The following is an 18,438-nucleotide window of genomic DNA, read 5'->3' as shown; positions in this document are numbered from 1 at the left end:
GTACGAGTCTACCTGCGGGCCGTGATGCTGCCGCGCGGGGTCAGTCGCGCACGGCGCGGAACGCCTTCGTCACGTACGGCAGCTCGATCGTGGCGTCGTCGTGCAATCCCAGCTCGTCGAACAGGGCGTCCATGTCGCGGCGGATGCGCGCCTTCTCCGCGTGGTCGGCCGTGATGACGTAACTGCGCGACGACGCCATGCGGTGCATCACCTCGCGCGTCACCGGACGCACCCACTCCCAGCGCTCCTGCTCCACACCGCCGAACGGCGCGGCCACCACGGGGTCGCCCGCGGCGAGCATGATCTCGGCGTTGCTGCCGTGCATGATGTCGGTCAGGCGACGCACCCAGTCCACGCGCTCGTCGCGGAGGTTCCAGACCAGCCCGAGCACCCCTCCGGGGCGGACGACGCGGCCGATCTCCGCGGAGGCCGCGACCGGATCGACCCAGTGCCACGCCTGTCCCAGCACGACCGCGTCGAGACTCGCGTCCGGCAGCGGGAGGCGCTCGGCCGTGCCGACGAAGGTGGGCACCCCGGGCACCGCGTCGCGCAGGGCGGCGAGCATCGCGGGATCCGGATCCACCGCGACGACCTCCGTGCCCTCCCCCGCGACGAGGGCACGGGTGAGCTTGCCGGTGCCCGCGCCGACGTCGGCGATACGGCGGGCTCCTGCCGCCGCGCGGTCGAGCATCCACGCGACCGCCTCGAACGGGTATTCGGGGCGACCGACCTCGTAGCTGCCCGCCTGGCCGCCGAAGGAGGTCGCCTGCTCGTCGCTCATGTGGCCAGCCTACGGCGAGTCTGCGACCCGACGTCGGAGGCCCGGGAGAGAGTGAAGACGTGCCACTGGACTTCACTGCGATCGACTTCGAGACCGCGAACTCCAGCCCGGCCTCCGCCTGCGCCGTCGGACTCGTCCGCGTGCGCGGCGGCGAGGTCGTCGCCACCGCGGGCTGGCTCATCCAGCCGCCGCCCGGTCACGACGAGTTCATGGAGTGGAACGTCCGCATCCACGGCATCCGGCCGGAGCACGTCGCGACGGCCTCCTCCTGGGCGGATCAGTTCGACCGTCTGTGCGCCTTCGCCGGTGCCGACGTGCTCGTGGCGCACAACGCCGGATTCGACCTCAACGTGCTGCGCCGTGCGGCGGAGGCCACGGGTCAGATCTGCCCGCCCTACCGCTCGCTGTGCAGCCTCCAGGTGGCCCGCAAGACCTACCAGCTCGACTCGTACCGGCTCCCGCTCGCCGCGGCCGCCGCCGGGTACGACGAGTTCTCCCATCACGATGCCCTCGCCGACGCGCGGGCGTGCGCGCACATCGTGGTCGACGCCGCTCGGCGCGCCGCGGCCGCCGACGTCTTCGCCCTCGCCGACGCCCTGAGCCTGCGTGTGACCGAGCCCGCCCTCCCCGTCCTGGAGCGCGCGGTCGCCTGAGACCGCTCAGCGGTGCCTCCCGACGAATGTCCGACCCCGGGGGCACGATGGGCCCATGGATGCGCTGACGATCGTTCTGCTCCTCGTGGCCGTGGCCTCGGGCGTCGCCCTGGGCTGGTTCCTGCGCGCGAGTCGGGGCGCCGCCGACCTCGCCCGTGCCCAGGCCGAGCTCGCGGCCGCCCGTGACGACCGCGACCGGCAGTACGACCTGTATCGCGACGCGGTCGAGCACGGCCGCGCGGAGCAGCGCGCCGAGGCGCTGCGTGTGCAGCAGCAGAACGCCGTGCTGCAGGCGCTCGCCCCGGTGCGCGAGAGTCTGCAGCAGATGCAGTCCAAGGTCGCGGCCATCGAGCACGAGCGGCACGAGCAGTTCGGCACCCTCGCGGAGCAGCTGCGGCGTGCGCAGGAGTCCGACGAGGCCCTGCGCGCGACCACGGAGTCGCTCGCCGGAGCGCTGAAGTCGACCGCGACGCGCGGGGTGTGGGGCGAAGCACAGCTGCGCCGGGTGGTGGAGGCCGCCGGGCTCACGCGCCACGTCGACTTCGATCTGCAGACCACGATCTCCTCGGACCGCGGGCAGGGGCGCCCCGACATGGTCGTGCGGCTCGCCGGCGGCACGTCGATCGCGGTCGACGCGAAGGTTCCGCTCGACGCCTACCTCGAGGCCTCGGCGCTGCCCGTTGGCGACGCGCACGAGGCGCAGCGTCGCGCACACCTCCAGAAGCACGTGAAGGCCGTGCGCGCACACGTCGACGCCCTGGCGAAGAAGGCGTACTGGTCGGGCCTCGACGCGAGTCCCGAGTTCGTGATCTGCTTCCTGCCGAGCGAGTCGCTGCTCGCGACGGCCATCGACGAAGACCCGACGCTGCTCGACTACGCCTTCAGCCGCCGTGTGGCCCTCGCCTCCCCCGTCAACCTGTGGGCCGTGCTGAAGACCGTCGCCTACACGTGGACGCAGCAGGAGGTGTCGACCGAAGCACGTCGTCTGCTGACCCTGGGCACGCAGCTGTACGAGCGCCTCGGCACGCTCGCCGGTCATGCCGACGATCTGCGCCGGGCGCTCGAGCGCACGGTCGACAGCTACAACCGGTTCGCGGGGTCCCTCGAGTCGCGTGTGCTCGTGACGGCGCGGCAGTTCCCCGGAGTGGACGCGTCCGCGCTCAGCGCTCCGCCCGTCGTCACAGCGGACGGTCGTCGCTTCACCGCGGCGGAGCTGATCGGCACCGGTGGGGCCGGGCCGACCGTCGATGCCGCGCCGACCTCCGAAGCCGCGGCGGCGGTCGAACCCGCATCCACGGCCGTGCCGGTGGACAGCGGCGTGTCACGCACGGCCTCCGGAGCAGCGGAGCCCGCGGCACCGCCGGGCGAGACCCCGGACCTCCTGGACGGCCTCAGGGCCGACGTCGGCGAGGTGCGACGACGCCTGGATGAGGCGCAGACGTCCCGCCACGAATGAGCCGGAACGGCCAGGACGAGGACGCGTCAGGCGACGCCGGGCACGCCGCTGAGCAGCAGGATGACGAGGCCGCTTGTGGCGAGGAAGGCGCCGATCATCCACCAGGCGCTGATCTCGTGGCCCTCGTCACGTCGAACGCGGAACAGCACGTCGGCCCGACGAGCCGGGTCAACCTGCGGTTTCGCGGGGGCGGCCGGTGTGGTCACGGCGGCCTCGGCATCGGCGCTCACCCGGAGGATGCGTCCCGTGTTGGTGGTGATGATCTTGGTCGGTGCGGCGCTGGTCGAGCCACTCGTGTGCTGCGTTGTCATGCGTTCGCCCTCCTGTGCCTGCGGTGCCTGGCGGCTCCGTCGACGGCGACAAACCCAGTGACAATTGTGACACGACGCCTCGCGCGACCGGTGCCACGGTTCGCGCGCGCCGGTACCGGCTCGATAACGATGGCGTCGCCCGACACGGGCAGCCTTCGAGCTCAGAGCAGTCGATCAGCCGCGGAAGGAAATGTCACAGCCACTTCGACACGAGGTGCTCCGAGGCGATGCGGCGCAGTGTTCCCGAGGCCCCGCGCAGCACGACGCTCTCCGTGTAGACGTAGCCGCGCTCCCGGCGCACCCCCGCCACGAGCTGTCCGTCGGTGACGCCCGTCGCCACGAAGATCGTGTTGTTGCCGCGCACGAGGTCGTCCGCCTCGTACACCCTGTCCATGTCGAGTCCCGCGTCGATCCCGCGCTGGCGCTCGTCGTCGTCCCGCGGCCACAGCCGCCCCTGGATGTGACCGCCGAGGGCCTTGATCGCGCACGCGGTGACGATGCCCTCGGGGCTCCCGCCCACGCCCACGCACATGTCGGTGCGCGCATCGTGGCGGGCCGCGTTGATCCCGCCGGCCACATCGCCGTCGCTCATCAGCCGGGTGCCTGCGCCCGCGTCGCGGATGTCCTGGATCAGCTGCTCGTGCCGTGGACGGTTCAGCACCGACACCACGATCTCGTCGACCGGCTTGTCGAGCGCGCCCGCGAGCCGGCGGATGTTCTCGCCGATCGGGAGCCGGATGTCGACCACGCCCACGCCCGCCGGTCCCGTCACGAGCTTGTCCATGTAGAAGACGCTGGACGCGTCGAGCATCGTGTCGCGGTCGGACACCGCGATCACGGAGAGGGCGTTCTGTCGTCCGGCGGCGGTGAGGGACGTTCCGTCGATGGGGTCGACCGCGATGTCGCACAGCGGGCCCTGCCCGGTGCCCACGACCTCGCCGTTGAACAGCATCGGGGCGTTGTCCTTCTCCCCCTCGCCGATCACCACGCGGCCCTGGAAGTCGACCGTGCCGAGGAACGCGCGCATCGCGTCGACCGCGGCACCGTCGGCCGCCTCTTTCGCGCCGCGACCGATGAAGGGCACGGCGCGGATCGCTGCCGCCTCCGTCGCGCGGACGAGCTCCATCGCCAGGTTGCGGTCGGGACGGAGCGGGCTCAGGTCGGCAGTCAGACTCACCATGCGGCCAGCCTAGCTACGTGGGCGCGCGAACAGCCCTCCTTTCCGCCGGTATCTCGCGAAGGAATCGCACTTCTTAACAGCACGGCAGATCGTGCGCCGCCGAACGCTCCGCTCGCCTGCACGAGCCGGACAGGCGCCCCGATAGAGTGGCACCTGTCCCGGCTTCACCTACCGCAGGAGTTCTCATGCCCGTCGCCACCCCGGATCAGTACGCCGAAATGCTCGACCGCGCGAAGGCCGGCGGCTTCGCATACCCCGCGTTCAACGTGTCCAGCTCGCAGACCATCAACGCCGTCCTGCAGGGACTCACCGAGGCCGGCTCCGACGGCATCATCCAGGTCACCACGGGCGGTGCCGACTACTTCGCCGGTCACACGGTGAAGGCCCGCGCGACCGGCGCCCTCGCCTTCGCGCGCTACGCCACCGAGGTCGCCAAGAACTACCCGGTCACCGTCGCGCTGCACACCGACCACTGCCCGAAGGACGCCCTCGCCGGCTTCGTCGAGCCGCTGATCGCCGCCTCCGAGGAAGAGGTCAAGGCCGGCCGCAACCCGATCTTCCAGTCGCACATGTGGGACGGCTCGGCCGTGCCGCTGGCGGAGAACATCGAGATCGCCAAGGAGCTCCTCCCCCGCATGAAGGCGATCAACGCGATCCTCGAGGTCGAGATCGGCGTCGTCGGCGGCGAGGAGGACGGCGTCGCGCACGAGGGCTCGAACGAGGCGCTCTACACAACGTTCGGCGATGTCGACCAGGCCGTGCAGGCGCTGGGCCTCGGCGAGCAGGGCCGCTACATCGCCGCGCTCACGTTCGGCAACGTGCACGGCGTGTACAAGCCCGGCGGCGTGAAGCTGCGCCCCGAGCTGCTGGGCGAGATCCAGGCCGAGGTCGCCGCGAAGTACAACACCGGACCCAAGCCGCTCGACCTCGTCTTCCACGGCGGATCCGGCTCGACCGACGAGGAGATCGCGCTCGCGGTCGCCAACGGCGTCGTCAAGATGAACATCGACACCGACACCCAGTACGCCTACACCCGCGCGATCGCGGACTACATGTTCAAGAACTACGACGGCGTGCTGAAGGTCGACGGCGAGGTCGGCAATAAGAAGCAGTACGACCCCCGCGCCTGGGGCAAGATCGCCGAGTCGGCGATGGCCGCTCGCGTGGTCGAGTCGACGCGTCAGCTCGGTTCGCACGGTCAGTCGAAGAGCTGATCGCAGGATCACGAACGAAGGGGCCCGGCACTGTGCCGGGCCCCTTCTCGTTCACGGGAGATCAGCGGACGGTGCCGGCCGTCTGCTCCAGGTAGGCGAGGAAGGCCGGGTCGTTCATCATCGGCACGGCGAGGCACAGCGACACCACGATCACGGTCACGATCGCGCCGACGACCGGCAGCCACCACGTCAGGCGACCACGGCGGAGGCGCCGGATCGACAGCGCCGCCGTGATGCACCAGCCCAGGACCAGCACGATCGCCGCGATCGTCCCCCAGGGACGACCCATGGCGTAGTTGGTGAACTCCCCCTCGATCCCGAGGATCGACATGGTCTCGTTCATGACGCGGCCGATATCGAGGTAGGACAGTCCGGTCACCACGACGTTCACGAGGCCGTAGGCGAGCAGCGCGATGGTCACGATCCGGTCGACGGGCCGGCGGCGCGGGGCGTCCACCGCCGGGGCCGGCGCGTGTGCCGGGGCGGGGAACGCCGGAGCCGTGGGCGCCGGCACGGCCTCGTCGATGAGCGGCAGACCGCGGGCCAGGCGCTGCTCCTCCGGCGTCGCGATCTCACCGTAGCGCGGGCGCTGATCTGTCATGCCGCCATGCTAACGCGCGCGTCTCCGACCGGCTCCCAGCCGAAGACCTCCGGAGACGGTGGCGGCCCCGGAGAAGTGGGGACTCCTCGGGGGCCGCGGGAGAGGAGCACTGGGGACGCTCCTCATCCAGGTCGGTCGCCGGCGCTGGGGACGCCTCTGGCGATCGGCAGCGCTCTGTATCGCGCTGCTTCTTCCATGGTAGGAACCCGCGGCCGGAAGAACCAGGGGTCGGAATTCAGATAGTGAACTCGTCGCCCTGCCCGCTGCCGAGCGCGTCGGCCCCGAGCTGCAGCGACAGGTTGCGGGCGGAGCGCTGCAGGCGGGAGACGAGCCGGCGATCCACCACCGCCTGGTCCGCCGGCAGCGAGATCGCGAGCGAGGCCGTCACCCCGGGGGCGATCACCGGCACCGCCACGCACGTCGCGCCGATCGCGTACTCCTCCTGGTCGACAGCCCAGCCCGGCGACTGCTCCAGCTGGGTGAGCAGCGTCCGCCGGTCGCTGATGGTCCGCGGGGTGAGCTCCTCCAGGCGGTGACGCGACAGGTAGTCGCGACGCTCCTCGTCGGGCAGCTCGGCCAGGATCTGCTTGCCGAGGGCCGTGGCATGCGCGCTGGAGTGCAGCCCGACCCACAGCTCGACCCGGGGGTTGCGTTCCGCGTCGACGATGTCCACGAGATGCAGCTCGCCGTCCGCGAAGCGCGAGAGATAGGCCGTCGCGCCGAGGTCCTCGGTGACCGCCCGGAGCGCTGCGCGCACACGGGCCAGGAACACGCCGCGCGAGTCGCCCTGCTGCTGGAACGCCGGAAACCGGGTGCCGAGCACGAGGCCGTCGGGCTCCGCGCTCAGGTAGCCCTCGTGCACGAGCGTACGCACCAGGTTGTACGTGGTGCCGGGGGTGAGACCCGTGATCGCGGCTAGCATCTTGGGCGGCAGCGGTCGCGGGGAGTTCGCGACGATGTCGACGAGGCGGAGCGCGCGCTGCACCGACCCGATGAGGGTCGGCTCCGCCTCCGCCGCGCTCAACGCTACGCGCCTCCTCCGGCGGAGGCACGGCCTCCGAGGGCGCGGGCGTCGCGCTGGCCGGACGGGTCCTGGCGCAGCTCCTTCGGCAGGGAGAACATGAGGTCCTCCTCCGCGGTGCGCACCTCCTCGACGTCGCGGTACCCCGCGTGGCCGATCGCGTCGAGCACCTCGCGCACCAGCACCTCCGGCACCGAGGCGCCGCTGGTGACGCCGACGGTCTCGACGCCGTCGAGCCACTCCTGCTGGATCTCCTCGGCGTAGTCGACCCGGTACGCCGCCTTCGCCCCGTACTCGAGCGCGACCTCGACCAGGCGCACACTGTTGGAGGAGTTGGCCGATCCGACCACGATCACCAGATCCGCGCCCGCCGCGACCTTCTTGATCGCGACCTGGCGGTTCTGGGTGGCGTAGCAGATGTCATCGGACGGCGGGTTGTGCAGCTCGGGGAAGCGGGTGCGCAGACGATTGACGGTCTCCATCGTCTCGTCGACCGAGAGCGTCGTCTGCGACAGCCACACCACCTTCGACGGGTCCTTCACCTGGACGGTGTCGGCCTCCTCGGGAGAGTTGACGACCGTGACGTGGTCGGGGGCCTCGCCCGCGGTGCCCTCCACCTCCTCGTGCCCGTCGTGCCCGATCAGGAGGATCTCGAAGTCGTCGCGCGCGAACCGTACCGCCTCGCGGTGCACCTTCGTCACGAGCGGGCAGGTCGCGTCGATCGCGTGCAGTCCCCGGTCGGACGCGGCATTCACCACGGCGGGAGAGACCCCGTGCGCGCTGAAGACGACGTGGGCTCCCTCGGGCACCTCGTCGACCTCCTCGACGAAGATCGCCCCCTTCGCCTCGAGCTCGGTGACGACGTGGATGTTGTGCACGATCTGCTTGCGCACATAAACCGGGGCGCCGTAGCGCTCGAGGGCCTTCTCCACCGCCACCACAGCGCGATCCACGCCGGCACAGTATCCGCGCGGCGCGGCGAGCAGCACGCGCTTGCGTCCTGGCACCGGGTTATCCTGAAGCCGCCCTGCCGCCGCACGCACGCGAGGAAGGCGGGGGACGGGAAGATGCACGGCTGTCGAGGTCACACCGGAATTCTATCGCCGTACAGCTGTGCGAGGCCGGGGAGAGCCCGGGCGGGAACGGGAGCAGATGACAGTCTTCGAAGCGACGACCGGACCGGGTGAGACCCCGCCCGCCGACGCCGTCGCCCCGCGTGACTCCACCGCACAGGCACCCACCTCCGTCGCCCGGCTCAACGCCACCATCCGCGACTTCGTCGCCCGCTGGAACACGGTGTGGGTCGAGGGCGAGATCACGTCGTGGAACCAGCGCGCCGGGAACGTGTTCGCCCGGCTGAAGGACACGCGCTCCGACGCGCAGATCTCGATCCGGATCTGGTCGAGCGTGCGCGGGCGCATCCCTGCCGATCTCGGCGTCGGCGACCACGTGGTCGCGGCGGTCAAGGCGGACTACTTCGTGAAGTCGGGCGACTTCAGCTTCGCGGTCTCGGCCATGAAGCACGTCGGCCTCGGCGATCAGCTCGAGCGCCTGGAGAAGCTGCGCGTGCAGCTGCGGCAGGAGGGGCTCTTCGACGCCGGCCGAAAGCTGCGCCTCCCCTTCCTCCCGCACGTGATCGGACTCATCACGGGCGAGCGCTCCGACGCCGAGAAGGACGTGCACCGCAACGCCGAACTGCGGTGGCCGCAGGTGCGCTTCCGCACCGAGTACGCGGCCGTCCAGGGCGACCGCTGCGTGCCCGACACCCTGGCCGCACTCGCCCGGCTCGACGCCGACCCTGACGTGGACGTGATCATCATCGCCCGCGGCGGCGGCGACCCCCAGACGCTCCTGGGCTTCAGCGACGAGCGGCTGGTGCGCGCGGTCGCGGCCGCGCGCACCCCGGTCGTCAGCGCCATCGGGCACGAGAACGACCATCCGCTCCTCGACGACGTTGCCGACCTCCGTGCCTCCACCCCGACGGACGCCGCCAAGCGCGTGGTGCCCGACGTCGGCGAGCAGCGCGCGCTGATCGCCCAGCTCCGGTCGCGCGCGACCACGCGGGTCACGCAGCGCCTCACCCACGACATCGCTCAGCTCGAGCAGCTGCGGTCGCGACCGGTCCTGCGCTCGCCCGATCCGATCATCGACACCCGCGCACAGGAGTCCTGGCTGCTGGTGTCGCGCGGACGCGATGCCGTGCAGCGTCAGCTCGACGACGCCAGCCGTCGCACCAGCGAGCTGCGGGCGTCGCTGCGTGCCCTCTCCCCCGCCGCGACCCTCGCCCGCGGCTATGCGATCGCGCACCTCGACGGGGGCGTGATCCTGCGGGATGCAGCGGACGCCCCGGCCGGCAGCGCCCTGACGATCACGGTCGACCGCGGGTCGGTCGCCGCGCGCTCGGAGGGCGAGATCGCGGAAGGCGCCTGAACCGGGCGCGTCCGTGCCACGACGTAGGATGGAGGAGTGAGCGCGCTGAACGACACCCCTGTGGACACGCTGTCGTTCGAGGCCGCCCGGGACGAGCTCGTCCGCGTGGTCGCCGAGCTGGAGCAGGGCGCTCCGACCCTCGAGCAGTCGCTGGCGCTGTGGGAACGTGGAGAAGCGCTCGCCGCCCGCTGCGAGGAATGGCTGCTGGGCGCCAAGCGCCGCCTGGAAGCGGCACGCGCCGCCGCCGGTGACGCCGAGACGGACGGGGCGTCATGAGCAAGGGCCCCGCCATCAACGCCGACCTCGGCCGTCCGGAGACGGCGGAGGAGACCGCGGCCCGCAAGGCCGCATCCAGCAAGGCGTATCGATCCAGCCAGACCGTCCGCAACCTGGTCGCCGCGCTCCTGGTGACCCTCGCGGTCGTGCTCGTCATCGTGCTCGTGGTCCCGCGCGGCGAGCCGGTGGCGCAGAAGCCCATCGACGTCGCAGGCATCGCCGCCGATGTCGAGTCGTCCATGGGCGGGCCCGTGATCGTGCCGGAGACCGGGAAGTTCTGGCGCGTCAACGCCGCGGAACTGCAGAGCGGAGCCACGGTCGTCTGGGAGGTCACGCTCGCCCCCGCGGCCCAGGACGAGCGCGGGTTCATCAAGCTCGCGCAGGCCTTCGACGCCGACGCCTCCTGGGCCCCGCAGCGCCTGAACGGCATCGCCCCCACCGACACGATCCGCATCGGCGGGCTGGAGTGGGACGTGTACAAGCCAGGAAACGCCGGCGCCGACGCCAACATCTCGTACGCCATCGGCACGCAGGCCGGCGACGACTACGTGCTCCTCTACGGCTCCCGCTCGGCGGACTCGACCGCCGAGCTCGCCGAGTCGCTCGTCCCTCAGATCCGCACCGTCACGGAGGCCCGATGACCCACCCGCTCACTCCTTCCGCCGCCTGGACGCAGATGCAGGAAGGCAACCGCCGCTTCGTCCGCGACGAGCCGCAGCACCCGAACCAGAACGTCGCCCGCCGCAAAGACCTGACCGCCGCCCAGCACCCGGTCGCCACGCTCTTCGGATGCGCCGACTCCCGCCTCGCGGCGGAGATCATCTTCGACCTGGGCCTCGGCGACCTGTTCGTGGTGCGCAACGCCGGTCAGGTGATGGGCGAGTCGATCGTCGCGAGCCTGGAGTACGCGGTCGCGGTGCTGGAGGTGCCGCTCATCGTGGTGCTCGCGCACGACTCGTGCGGCGCGGTGCGAGCCGCGATCGACGGCACCGCGATCGATGCGGCACCGCTCCCCCCGCACATCTGGAAGCTGATCGCGCCGATCGTGCCCGCCGCCCGCAAGGTGCTGGCGGAGAGCGGGGGCGCCACGGTCGCCGACATCGACGCCGAGCTGGTCGGCCGCGAGCACCTGCGCAACACGGTGCACGACCTGCTGCAGTCGTCGGAGATCATCAGCAACGCCGTCGCCGAGGGCCGCCTCGGGATCGTCGGCGCCAACTACCGTCTGGCCGAGGGCGAGGCTGTGCCCGTCATCACGGTCGGGATCGACACCGAGGGGACCGTCCCCGCAACCAAGGAGGGTTCGGAATGACCGACGCCAACCAGCTCAGCGGCGCGAACGAGCAGGGCTACCGCATCGAACACGACACGATGGGTGAGGTGCGTGTGCCCGTGAACGCGCTCTACGGTGCGCAGACGCAGCGCGCCGTGGAGAACTTCCCGATCTCCGGCAAGGGCCTGGAGTCGGCGCAGATCGCCGCGCTCGCGCGCATCAAGAAGGCGGCGGCGCTGGCGAACAAGGAACTCGGCACGCTCGACGGTGCCATCGCCGACGCGATCGCCCAGGCCGCCGACCAGGTGGCGTCCGGCGCCCACGACGGCGAGTTCCCGGTCGACACGTACCAGACCGGCTCCGGCACGTCCTCGAACATGAACATGAACGAGGTGCTGGCCACTCTCGCCACGCGCATCCTCGGCGCGACGGTGCACCCGAACGACCACGTCAACGCCTCGCAGTCGTCGAACGACGTGTTCCCCACCTCCGTGCACATCGCGGTCACGCAGGCCCTGATCGACACGCTGATCCCCGCGCTCGACCACCTCGCCGTCGCGCTGGAGGCCAAGGCCGAGCTGTGGAAGGACGCGGTCAAGTCCGGCCGCACGCACCTCATGGATGCGACGCCGGTCACCCTCGGACAGGAGTTCGGCGGCTACGCCCGTCAGATCCGCCTGGGCATCGAGCGCGTGCAGTCCGCCCTCCCCCGCGTGGCCGAGGTCCCGCTGGGCGGCACGGCGGTCGGCACCGGCATCAACACGCCGCTCGGGTTCCCGCAGAAGGTCATCGAGCTGCTCGCCGCCGAGACCGACCTGCCCATCACCGAGGCCAAGGACCACTTCGAGGCGCAGGCCAACCGCGACGGCCTGGTCGAAGCCTCCGGCGCGCTCCGCACGATCGCGGTGTCGCTCACCAAGATCAACAACGACCTCCGGTGGATGGGCTCCGGCCCCAACACGGGTCTGGGCGAGCTGCACATCCCCGATCTGCAGCCGGGCTCCTCGATCATGCCGGGCAAGGTCAACCCGGTCGTTCCCGAGGCCGTGCTGATGGTGTGCGCCCGTGTCATCGGCAACGACGCGACCGTGGCGTGGGCCGGTGCGTCCGGCGCATTCGAGCTGAACGTGGCGATCCCGGTCATGGGCACCGCCCTGCTCGAGTCGATCCGCCTCCTTGCGAACGCCTCGCGCGTGCTGGCCGACAAGACGATCGACGGCCTGCAGGCGAACCTCGACCGTGCCGCCGCGTTCGCGGGCATGAGCCCGTCGATCGTGACGCCGCTGAACAAGCTGATCGGCTACGAGGCCGCCGCGAAGATCGCGAAGCACTCTGTCGCGAAGGGCATCACGGTGCGCGACGCGGTGATCGACCTGGGCTACGTCGAGCGCGGCGACCTGACGCTGGAGCAGCTGGACGAGAAGCTCGACCTGCTGTCGATGACGCACCCCGGATGATCACCGGTCGCTGAGACGACGGATGCCGCGAGGACCTGGTCCCCGCGGCATCCGCTTTTTCCCGGCCTCGTCAGCTGAGCTCTCCGCCCTCCAGGAGTTCGGTGACGAGGGCCGCGATCGCGGAACGCTCCGAGCGGGTGAGGGTCACATGGCCGAAGAGGTCGTGTCCCTTGAGCGTCTCGATCACGCTGGCGATGCCGTCGTGGCGTCCGACGCGCAGGTTGTCGCGCTGACCGACGTCGTGCGTGAGGATGACGCGGGAGTTCTGACCCATGCGGCTGAGCACCGTGAGCAGCACGTTGCGCTCGAGGGACTGCGCCTCGTCGACGATCACGAACGCGTCGTGCAGCGAGCGTCCGCGGATGTGGGTGAGCGGCAGCACCTCGAGCATCCCCCGCTCGACGACCTCGTCGATCACGTTGCCCGAGACGACCGATCCGAGGGTGTCGTACACCGCCTGACCCCAGGGGTTCATCTTCTCGCCCTGATCGCCGGGGAGGTACCCCAGCTCCTGGCCGCCCACGGCGAACAGCGGCCGGAAGACGATGATCTTCTTCTGCTGCTGCCGCTCGAGCACCGCTTCCAGTCCGGCGCACAGGGCGAGGGCCGACTTGCCCGTTCCGGCGCGACCCCCGAGCGACACGATGCCCACCTCGGGGTCGAGCAGCAGGTCGATGGCGATGCGCTGTTCGGCCGAGCGGCCGTGCATCCCGAAGATGTCGCGGTCGCCGCGCACCAGCCGGAACTCGCCGTCGCCGGTGACGCGTCCGAGCGCCGATCCGCGCTCCGAGTGGATGATGAGACCCGTGTTGACGGGGAGCCCGTTGACGTCTTCGCTGATCCCGACCTCGCTCTCATAGAGGTCGCTGATGTCGTCGCCGGACAGGTCGAGGCTCGCGATGCCGGTCCACCCGGAGTCCACGGCCTGCTCGGCGAGGTACTCCTCGGCGCGCAAGCCGAGCGACGCGGCCTTGACCCGCATCGGGAGGTCCTTCGAGACGATCGTGACGTCCTGTCCGTCCTGTGCGAGGTGCATGGCGACGGAGAGGATGCGGCTGTCGTTGTCGCTCAGGCGGATGCCGACGGGCAGCACGGAGAGGTCGGTGTTGCCGAGGTCGACGCGGAGCGTGCCGCCCTCGCCGACCTCGACCGGGAAGTCCAGACGCCCGTGCTCGACCCGGAGGTCGTCCAGGTGACGGAGCGCCTGGCGGGCGAAGTAGCCGATCTCGGGGTCGTGCCGCTTGCCCTCGAGCTCGCTGATGACCACGACGGGCAGCACGATCGAGTGCTCCGCGAATCGGAAGAATGCCTGCGGATCGCTCAGCAGCACCGACGTGTCGAGCACGTAGGTGCGCAGGTCCTGATCGGGCTGCGCGGCCGAGGTGCTTCTCGAGGACTGACGGGTGGACTGCTGCGCGGTGCTGGCGGTGTGCTGCGCTGAACGTGTGGTCACGACCCACTCCCGACCCGGGGATTCCCGGCTATGCGAACGAGTCGACCAGGGGGTCACGAGTCGCGAACCTGGAGGCCGACCCGACCGGGCGCCTTGCCCGATGCCTTGACCGTACGACCGCTCCCCGGATTAACACGGGCCCGACACGCCAGCGAATATTAAGAGCTGATGAACGTCGTCTGGCCGAACGCCTGCAGGGTCTCGTCCAGCAGGCGGAGCGTCTCGGCGTCGGTCCCGGCGTGGGGCGCGATCCGGATCGACGATCCGCGGGCGGTCACGACGATGCCGGCGTTCGCGAGGGCGGCGGCGAGTCGCGCGGGCTCCTCGGGCGCGAGGGCCACGATGCCGGCGCGGTGCTCGCGTTCGCGCGGCGACACGACCTCGATGCCGTGTCGGTCCGCGATCTCGATCACGGTGTCGACGTGCTCCGCGAGCCGCGACTCGATCGCCGCGACCCCGGCGTCGCGCACGTCGCGTGCTCCGATCGCGAGGCGCCCTGCAGCCAGGGTGTCGGGCACGCTGACGGTGTAGGCGCGCGCGGACTCGGCGGGACCGGGGAGCGCGTCGACCACCAGCCCGGTCGCCGTTGTGCCGGTGATGCCGGAGAGGACCGGGGTGATGCGCTCTCTGGCGCGCGGAGAGAACCAGGCGAAGCCGCTCCCCCTGGCCGCTCTGAGCCACTTGTAGCCGTGGCCGATCACCACGTCGGCTGCGGTGTAGTCCACGTCGACGACGCCGAACGACTGGACCGCATCCACGATCAGCAGCCGGTCGGGCCCGAGCACGTCGCGCAGCGCCGCGAGGTCGACCCGGTACCCCGTCCGGAAGTCGACGTGGCTGACGGCCAGCGCGGTGACCTCGTCGTCCAGCGCCGCGGGCACGGCCTCCGGTGAGACCCGGCCGTCGGCGGGTGTGATCCACCGCGGCGTCAGGGCCCGGTCCGACGCGGCCGATGCGCGCTCCAGCGTGAGGCTGACGCTCGGGAACTCCGCGGTGGACGCGACGACGGTGCCGGTGAGGCCGTACAGCGCGTGCTGAAGCCCGTGTGTGGAGGACGGCTGCAGGGTGACGTCCGCGGCGTCCGCTCCCAGCAGCTCCGCGACCGTCTCCTGCGCCTGGCCGATGCGCTCCGCGACGAGCGCGAGGGACGACGGTCGCCCGCTCGCGAGGAGATCCGCATCCGCGAACACCTCCTCGCGCACCGAGGGCGAGAGGGGTCCGAAGGCCGCCCAGTTCAGATAGCCGGGTTCGGTGTCGAACGTGCCGACGTAGTCCTCGAGTGCGCTCACGTCGTCATTGTGGCACGGTGCGGTGCCACGGCCTCAGCGACCGAAGCGGCGGTCGCGGTCGGCATAGTCGCGGATCGCGCGGAGGAAGTCGACCTGGCGCAGATCGGGGCCGAGCGCCTCCACGAAGTAGAACTCGCTGTGCGCGCTCTGCCACAGCAGGAAGTCACTCAGGCGCTGCTCTCCGCTGGTGCGGATCACGAGATCGGGATCGGGCTGCCCGCCCGTGTAGAGGTGCTCGCCGATCATCTCGGGCGTGAGGTGTGCGGCGAGGTCTTCCATCGTGCCGCCGGAGGCCTCGTGCTTCGTGATGATGCTGCGCACCGCGTCGACGATCTCGTTACGACCGCCGTATCCGACCGCGAGGTTCACATGGAGCCCGGTGTGGTCCTTCGTACGCTCTTCCGCAGCGGCGAGGACGGCCGCGAGCTCCGCGGGAAGGATGTCGGAACGGCCCACGTGCTGCACCCGCCAGTTGCCCTCCCGCGACAGCGCCTCCGCGAGCTCGGCGATGATCTCGATGAGATCCGCGAGCTCCGCCGAGTCGCGCTTGCGCAGGTTGTCGCTGGAGAGCAGGTAAAGGGAGACGACCCGCACGCCGAGCTCGTCGCACCAGCCGAGGAACTCGTGCATCTTGGCGGCACCGGCGCGGTGTCCCTCCGCCGGGGTGGCGAAGCCGAGCTGGCGCGCCCAACGACGGTTGCCGTCGATCATCATGGCGACGTGGTGCGGAACGGAGGCCGGATCGAGGTGACGACGCAGCCGGCTGGTGTACAGCCGGTACAGCGGCCCGCGGCCCGGGCTCTCGCGTGACATCACCCACCTACGCTACCCTGCCGTGCGCCGGCGCGCGGCGTGCGGATCCCGCGGGCATGTGCCGTCGACGGCATGCGACGCGGCTTAGAGTGAGGGCGTGAGCACTTCCGACGAGCCCGGCACCGATGTCCCCAAACTGCCGCTCCTCGAGGCGGCTGCCGCCGATGCGGCGACCGAGATCAAGCCCACCTGGCGCGGGTGGATCCATGCGGGCACGTTCCCCGTGGCGATCGCGGCCGGCGTGGTGCTGATCGTCCTGTCGCACGGCGCGCCGGCCAAGTGGGCCGCGGCAGTCTTCATGGCCACGTCGCTGCTGCTGTTCGGCAACTCGGCGATGTACCACCGCTTCAACTGGCGGCCGCGGGTCAAGGTGATCCTCAAGCGCATCGATCACGCGAACATCCTGCTGCTCATCGCCGGCACGTACACGCCGATCGCGACGCTCGCCCTTCCCCCGGACAAGGGCGCGCTCCTGCTGATCCTGGTGTGGAGCGGGGCCCTCCTCGGGATCCTGTTCCGCGTCTTCTGGATCAACGCGCCCCGGTGGCTGTATGTCGCGCTCTACCTGCTGCTGGGCTGGGCGGCGGTGATGTACATCGTCGACCTGCTCAACGCGAACGTGGCGATGATGGTGCTGGTGATCGTCGGCGGCCTGCTCTACACGGGCGGGGCGATCGTCTACGCGCTGAAGAAGCCCAATCCGTGGCCCGGCCATTTCGGCTTCCACGAGATCTTCCACGTGTGCACGGTGCTGGCGTTCCTGTGCCACTGGACCGCGTGCCTGCTCATCGCGCTGGAGCCGCTCTCCCCCTCGCTCGGCGCCCCGTGACGCCGCAGTGAGGCGTCAGCGGCCGTCCGGTCGCCCGTCGTCGCTCGCGTCCTCCGGCGCCGCGGTCGACGCGTCGTCCGCGTCGGGTCCGGCCTGCGCCGCCTGCGCGGCCTGCTCGGCATCCAGTTCCTCGCGCACCTCTTCGCGATACCGCACGCGGCGGATGCGGCGGTTCATGTCCCAGATGAGCAGGATGACCGCGAGGACCACCACGACGATCGCGGCGAAGCCGACGAATCCCGGGGTCACGGCCTCCGGCGCCACGGTCATGGAGGGCGTGGGCATCGGAGTCTCGGACAGAGCACGCATGAATCGGCCTTTCGTACGCAGGTCGCATAACCTGGTATCACCAGCCTAACGACCGGAAGACCCTCCCTGTGACGACCGCCACCGAGCTCGACGAACGCTACGGCCGAACCCGACGCCGCCGGCTCCCCTGGATCATCGCCGGAGCGATCGCCCTGGTCGTCGTCGGCGCCTTCGCCTGGATGACGGTCGCGCAGTCGATGAGCTCCGTCGACGCCGACGACCTGGGCTTCGAGCTCGTCGACGAGCACGCGGTCGACGTGCGCTTCCAGGTGACCGGCGTGCAGGGCAAGGACGTCGTCTGCGTACTCGAGGCGCTCGACGAGGAGTTCGGAGTGGTCGGCTGGAAGGTGGTCGAGCTGCCCGCCACGGATCGTCACTCGCAGACCCGCTCGGAGCGCATCCCCACGGTCGCGGAGGCCACGACAGGTTTGGTGAACACCTGCTGGGTCGCCTAGACTGGGGGCAGACAGACGACGCCCCGGCCCGTGCCGGGGCGTCTTGGCATATCCCCCGCGGTTGCTCGGCGGGATCCCGATAGAAGGAGCTTCGTCATGTCCACGGACGCTCAGGTTCCGTTCCTCACGCAGGAAGCGTACGACCGGCTCGTCGCCGAGCTGGAGCACCTCTCCACCGTCGGCCGCGACGAGATCGCCAAGCGCATCGAGGCCGCCCGCGAGGAGGGCGACCTCAAGGAGAACGGCGGCTACCATGCCGCGAAGGACGAGCAGGGTAAGCAGGAGGCGCGCATCCGCACCCTGGAGAGCCTGCTGAAGACCGCGAAGGTCGGCGAGGCGCCCGCCAGCCGCGGCATCGTCGAGCCCGGTACGGTCGTCACCGCGGTCGTGGCCGGCGGCGAAGAGGTCTTCCTGCTGGGCAGCCGCGAGATCGCGGCGGGCAGCGACCTCGACGTCTACAGCGAGGCGAGCCCGCTCGGACAGGCCATCCTGGGCCTCAAGGTCGGCGAGAAGTCGTCGTACGAGGCGCCGAACGGTCGCGCCATCAGCGTCGAGATCGTCAACGTCGAGACCTACACGGGCTGAGCCCCCGCGAACGACACATCGCCCCTCGTCCACACGGACGAGGGGCGCTGTC

At 70.7% G+C, this 18,438-nt stretch carries 21 protein-coding genes; 11 read left to right on the top strand and 10 right to left on the bottom strand.

The features are described 5' to 3' along the window. Window positions 1-40: 40 nt before the first annotated feature. Entirely contained in the window at window positions 41-781 is a 741-nt protein-coding gene (locus tag ACFWCH_RS11245) for a class I SAM-dependent methyltransferase (RefSeq protein WP_378803552.1), read from the bottom strand. Window positions 782-840: 59 nt separating this feature from the next. Between ACFWCH_RS11245 and ACFWCH_RS11240 the strand changes: the two genes are divergently transcribed. Beyond that, the gene (locus ACFWCH_RS11240) at window positions 841-1,434 is read left to right on the top strand and encodes a 3'-5' exonuclease (protein WP_247638555.1); all 594 of its coding nucleotides are present in this window, start codon (window positions 841-843) and stop codon (window positions 1,432-1,434) included. A gap of 55 nt (window positions 1,435-1,489) precedes the next feature. Then, on the top strand, window positions 1,490-2,890 hold the full coding sequence (locus tag ACFWCH_RS11235) for a DNA recombination protein RmuC (protein ID WP_247638554.1): 1,401 nt from the start codon (window positions 1,490-1,492) through the stop codon (window positions 2,888-2,890). Between the two features lie 26 nt (window positions 2,891-2,916). On the opposite strand, the gene ACFWCH_RS11230 is transcribed toward ACFWCH_RS11235, so the two are convergent. Together ACFWCH_RS11230 and glpX are read right to left on the bottom strand one after the other, a co-directional pair. Beyond that, entirely contained in the window at window positions 2,917-3,201 is a 285-nt protein-coding gene (locus ACFWCH_RS11230; RefSeq protein ID WP_136033488.1) for a hypothetical protein, read from the bottom strand. Between the two features lie 193 nt (window positions 3,202-3,394). Continuing rightward, window positions 3,395-4,381 carry a class II fructose-bisphosphatase gene (glpX, locus tag ACFWCH_RS11225; RefSeq protein ID WP_136033486.1) on the bottom strand — a complete coding sequence of 329 codons (987 nt, stop codon included), beginning with the start codon at window positions 4,379-4,381 and terminating at the stop codon, window positions 3,395-3,397. Between the two features lie 185 nt (window positions 4,382-4,566). Here glpX and fbaA point away from each other — a divergent pair, with 185 nt between their 5' ends. Next, a complete protein-coding gene (gene fbaA / locus ACFWCH_RS11220) occupies window positions 4,567-5,595 on the top strand; it encodes a class II fructose-bisphosphate aldolase (RefSeq protein WP_136033484.1) in 1,029 nt (342 codons plus the stop codon). A gap of 61 nt (window positions 5,596-5,656) precedes the next feature. Here the strand turns inward: fbaA and ACFWCH_RS11215 are convergent, their stop codons facing one another. The 3 genes from ACFWCH_RS11215 to ACFWCH_RS11205 form a co-directional block, all read right to left on the bottom strand. After that, on the bottom strand, window positions 5,657-6,196 hold the full coding sequence (locus tag ACFWCH_RS11215; RefSeq protein WP_136044592.1) for a DUF6264 family protein: 540 nt from the start codon (window positions 6,194-6,196) through the stop codon (window positions 5,657-5,659). 235 nt (window positions 6,197-6,431) lie between these two features. Next, on the bottom strand, window positions 6,432-7,220 hold the full coding sequence (locus tag ACFWCH_RS11210) for an IclR family transcriptional regulator (protein WP_136033480.1): 789 nt from the start codon (window positions 7,218-7,220) through the stop codon (window positions 6,432-6,434). Window positions 7,221-7,222: 2 nt separating this feature from the next. Then, window positions 7,223-8,305 (bottom strand): 4-hydroxy-3-methylbut-2-enyl diphosphate reductase, encoded by a 1,083-nt coding sequence (locus ACFWCH_RS11205; RefSeq protein ID WP_205814401.1) that lies wholly within the window; start codon window positions 8,303-8,305, stop codon window positions 7,223-7,225. Between the two features lie 64 nt (window positions 8,306-8,369). On the opposite strand from ACFWCH_RS11205, the gene xseA reads away from it, so the two are divergent. The 5 genes from xseA to ACFWCH_RS11180 are packed head-to-tail and all read left to right on the top strand — an operon-like array spanning window position 8,370 to window position 12,653. Beyond that, complete coding sequence (gene xseA / locus ACFWCH_RS11200) at window positions 8,370-9,647, top strand: exodeoxyribonuclease VII large subunit (RefSeq protein ID WP_247981433.1); 1,278 nt, start codon at window positions 8,370-8,372, stop codon at window positions 9,645-9,647. 36 nt (window positions 9,648-9,683) lie between these two features. Next, window positions 9,684-9,923, top strand: a complete 240-nt coding sequence (locus ACFWCH_RS11195; protein WP_136033474.1) for an exodeoxyribonuclease VII small subunit — start codon at window positions 9,684-9,686, stop codon at window positions 9,921-9,923. After that, complete coding sequence (locus ACFWCH_RS11190) at window positions 9,920-10,564, top strand: DUF4245 family protein (protein WP_136036901.1); 645 nt, start codon at window positions 9,920-9,922, stop codon at window positions 10,562-10,564. The genes ACFWCH_RS11195 and ACFWCH_RS11190 overlap by 4 nt, the downstream gene beginning before the upstream one ends. Next, on the top strand, window positions 10,561-11,235 hold the full coding sequence (locus ACFWCH_RS11185) for a carbonic anhydrase (RefSeq protein WP_136033470.1): 675 nt from the start codon (window positions 10,561-10,563) through the stop codon (window positions 11,233-11,235). The genes ACFWCH_RS11190 and ACFWCH_RS11185 overlap by 4 nt, the downstream gene beginning before the upstream one ends. Next, entirely contained in the window at window positions 11,232-12,653 is a 1,422-nt protein-coding gene (locus ACFWCH_RS11180; protein WP_378803550.1) for a class II fumarate hydratase, read from the top strand. Before ACFWCH_RS11185 ends, ACFWCH_RS11180 begins: the two co-directional genes overlap by 4 nt. 70 nt (window positions 12,654-12,723) lie before the next feature. Here ACFWCH_RS11180 and ACFWCH_RS11175 read toward each other — a convergent pair whose 3' ends face one another. The 3 genes from ACFWCH_RS11175 to ACFWCH_RS11165 form a co-directional block, all read right to left on the bottom strand. Next, complete coding sequence (locus ACFWCH_RS11175) at window positions 12,724-14,106, bottom strand: PhoH family protein (RefSeq protein ID WP_136033466.1); 1,383 nt, start codon at window positions 14,104-14,106, stop codon at window positions 12,724-12,726. Window positions 14,107-14,264: 158 nt separating this feature from the next. Continuing rightward, the gene (locus ACFWCH_RS11170; RefSeq protein WP_247638551.1) at window positions 14,265-15,395 is read right to left on the bottom strand and encodes an aminotransferase class V-fold PLP-dependent enzyme; all 1,131 of its coding nucleotides are present in this window, start codon (window positions 15,393-15,395) and stop codon (window positions 14,265-14,267) included. Window positions 15,396-15,428: 33 nt separating this feature from the next. Then, the gene (locus ACFWCH_RS11165; protein WP_136033529.1) at window positions 15,429-16,208 is read right to left on the bottom strand and encodes an isoprenyl transferase; all 780 of its coding nucleotides are present in this window, start codon (window positions 16,206-16,208) and stop codon (window positions 15,429-15,431) included. Window positions 16,209-16,305: 97 nt separating this feature from the next. Here ACFWCH_RS11165 and ACFWCH_RS11160 point away from each other — a divergent pair, with 97 nt between their 5' ends. Further along, complete coding sequence (locus tag ACFWCH_RS11160) at window positions 16,306-17,037, top strand: hemolysin III family protein (protein ID WP_136033462.1); 732 nt, start codon at window positions 16,306-16,308, stop codon at window positions 17,035-17,037. A 15-nt stretch (window positions 17,038-17,052) separates the two neighbouring features. On the opposite strand, the gene ACFWCH_RS11155 is transcribed toward ACFWCH_RS11160, so the two are convergent. Beyond that, on the bottom strand, window positions 17,053-17,322 hold the full coding sequence (locus tag ACFWCH_RS11155) for a hypothetical protein (protein ID WP_308194352.1): 270 nt from the start codon (window positions 17,320-17,322) through the stop codon (window positions 17,053-17,055). 92 nt (window positions 17,323-17,414) lie between these two features. Here ACFWCH_RS11155 and ACFWCH_RS11150 point away from each other — a divergent pair, with 92 nt between their 5' ends. Both ACFWCH_RS11150 and greA read left to right on the top strand, forming a co-directional pair. Next, window positions 17,415-17,801, top strand: coding sequence for a DUF4307 domain-containing protein (locus ACFWCH_RS11150; protein WP_136033458.1), 387 nt, complete (start codon window positions 17,415-17,417; stop codon window positions 17,799-17,801). Window positions 17,802-17,897: 96 nt separating this feature from the next. Next, a complete protein-coding gene (greA, locus tag ACFWCH_RS11145) occupies window positions 17,898-18,386 on the top strand; it encodes a transcription elongation factor GreA (RefSeq protein ID WP_136033456.1) in 489 nt (162 codons plus the stop codon). Window positions 18,387-18,438 lie beyond the last annotated feature (52 nt).

The organism is Microbacterium sp. NPDC060132, assembly GCF_042729675.1.
Taxonomy (GTDB): domain Bacteria; phylum Actinomycetota; class Actinomycetes; order Actinomycetales; family Microbacteriaceae; genus Microbacterium; species Microbacterium sufflavum.
Note: the sequence above shows the minus strand (reverse complement) of the source record. Positions and strands in the feature narration are given on the sequence as shown.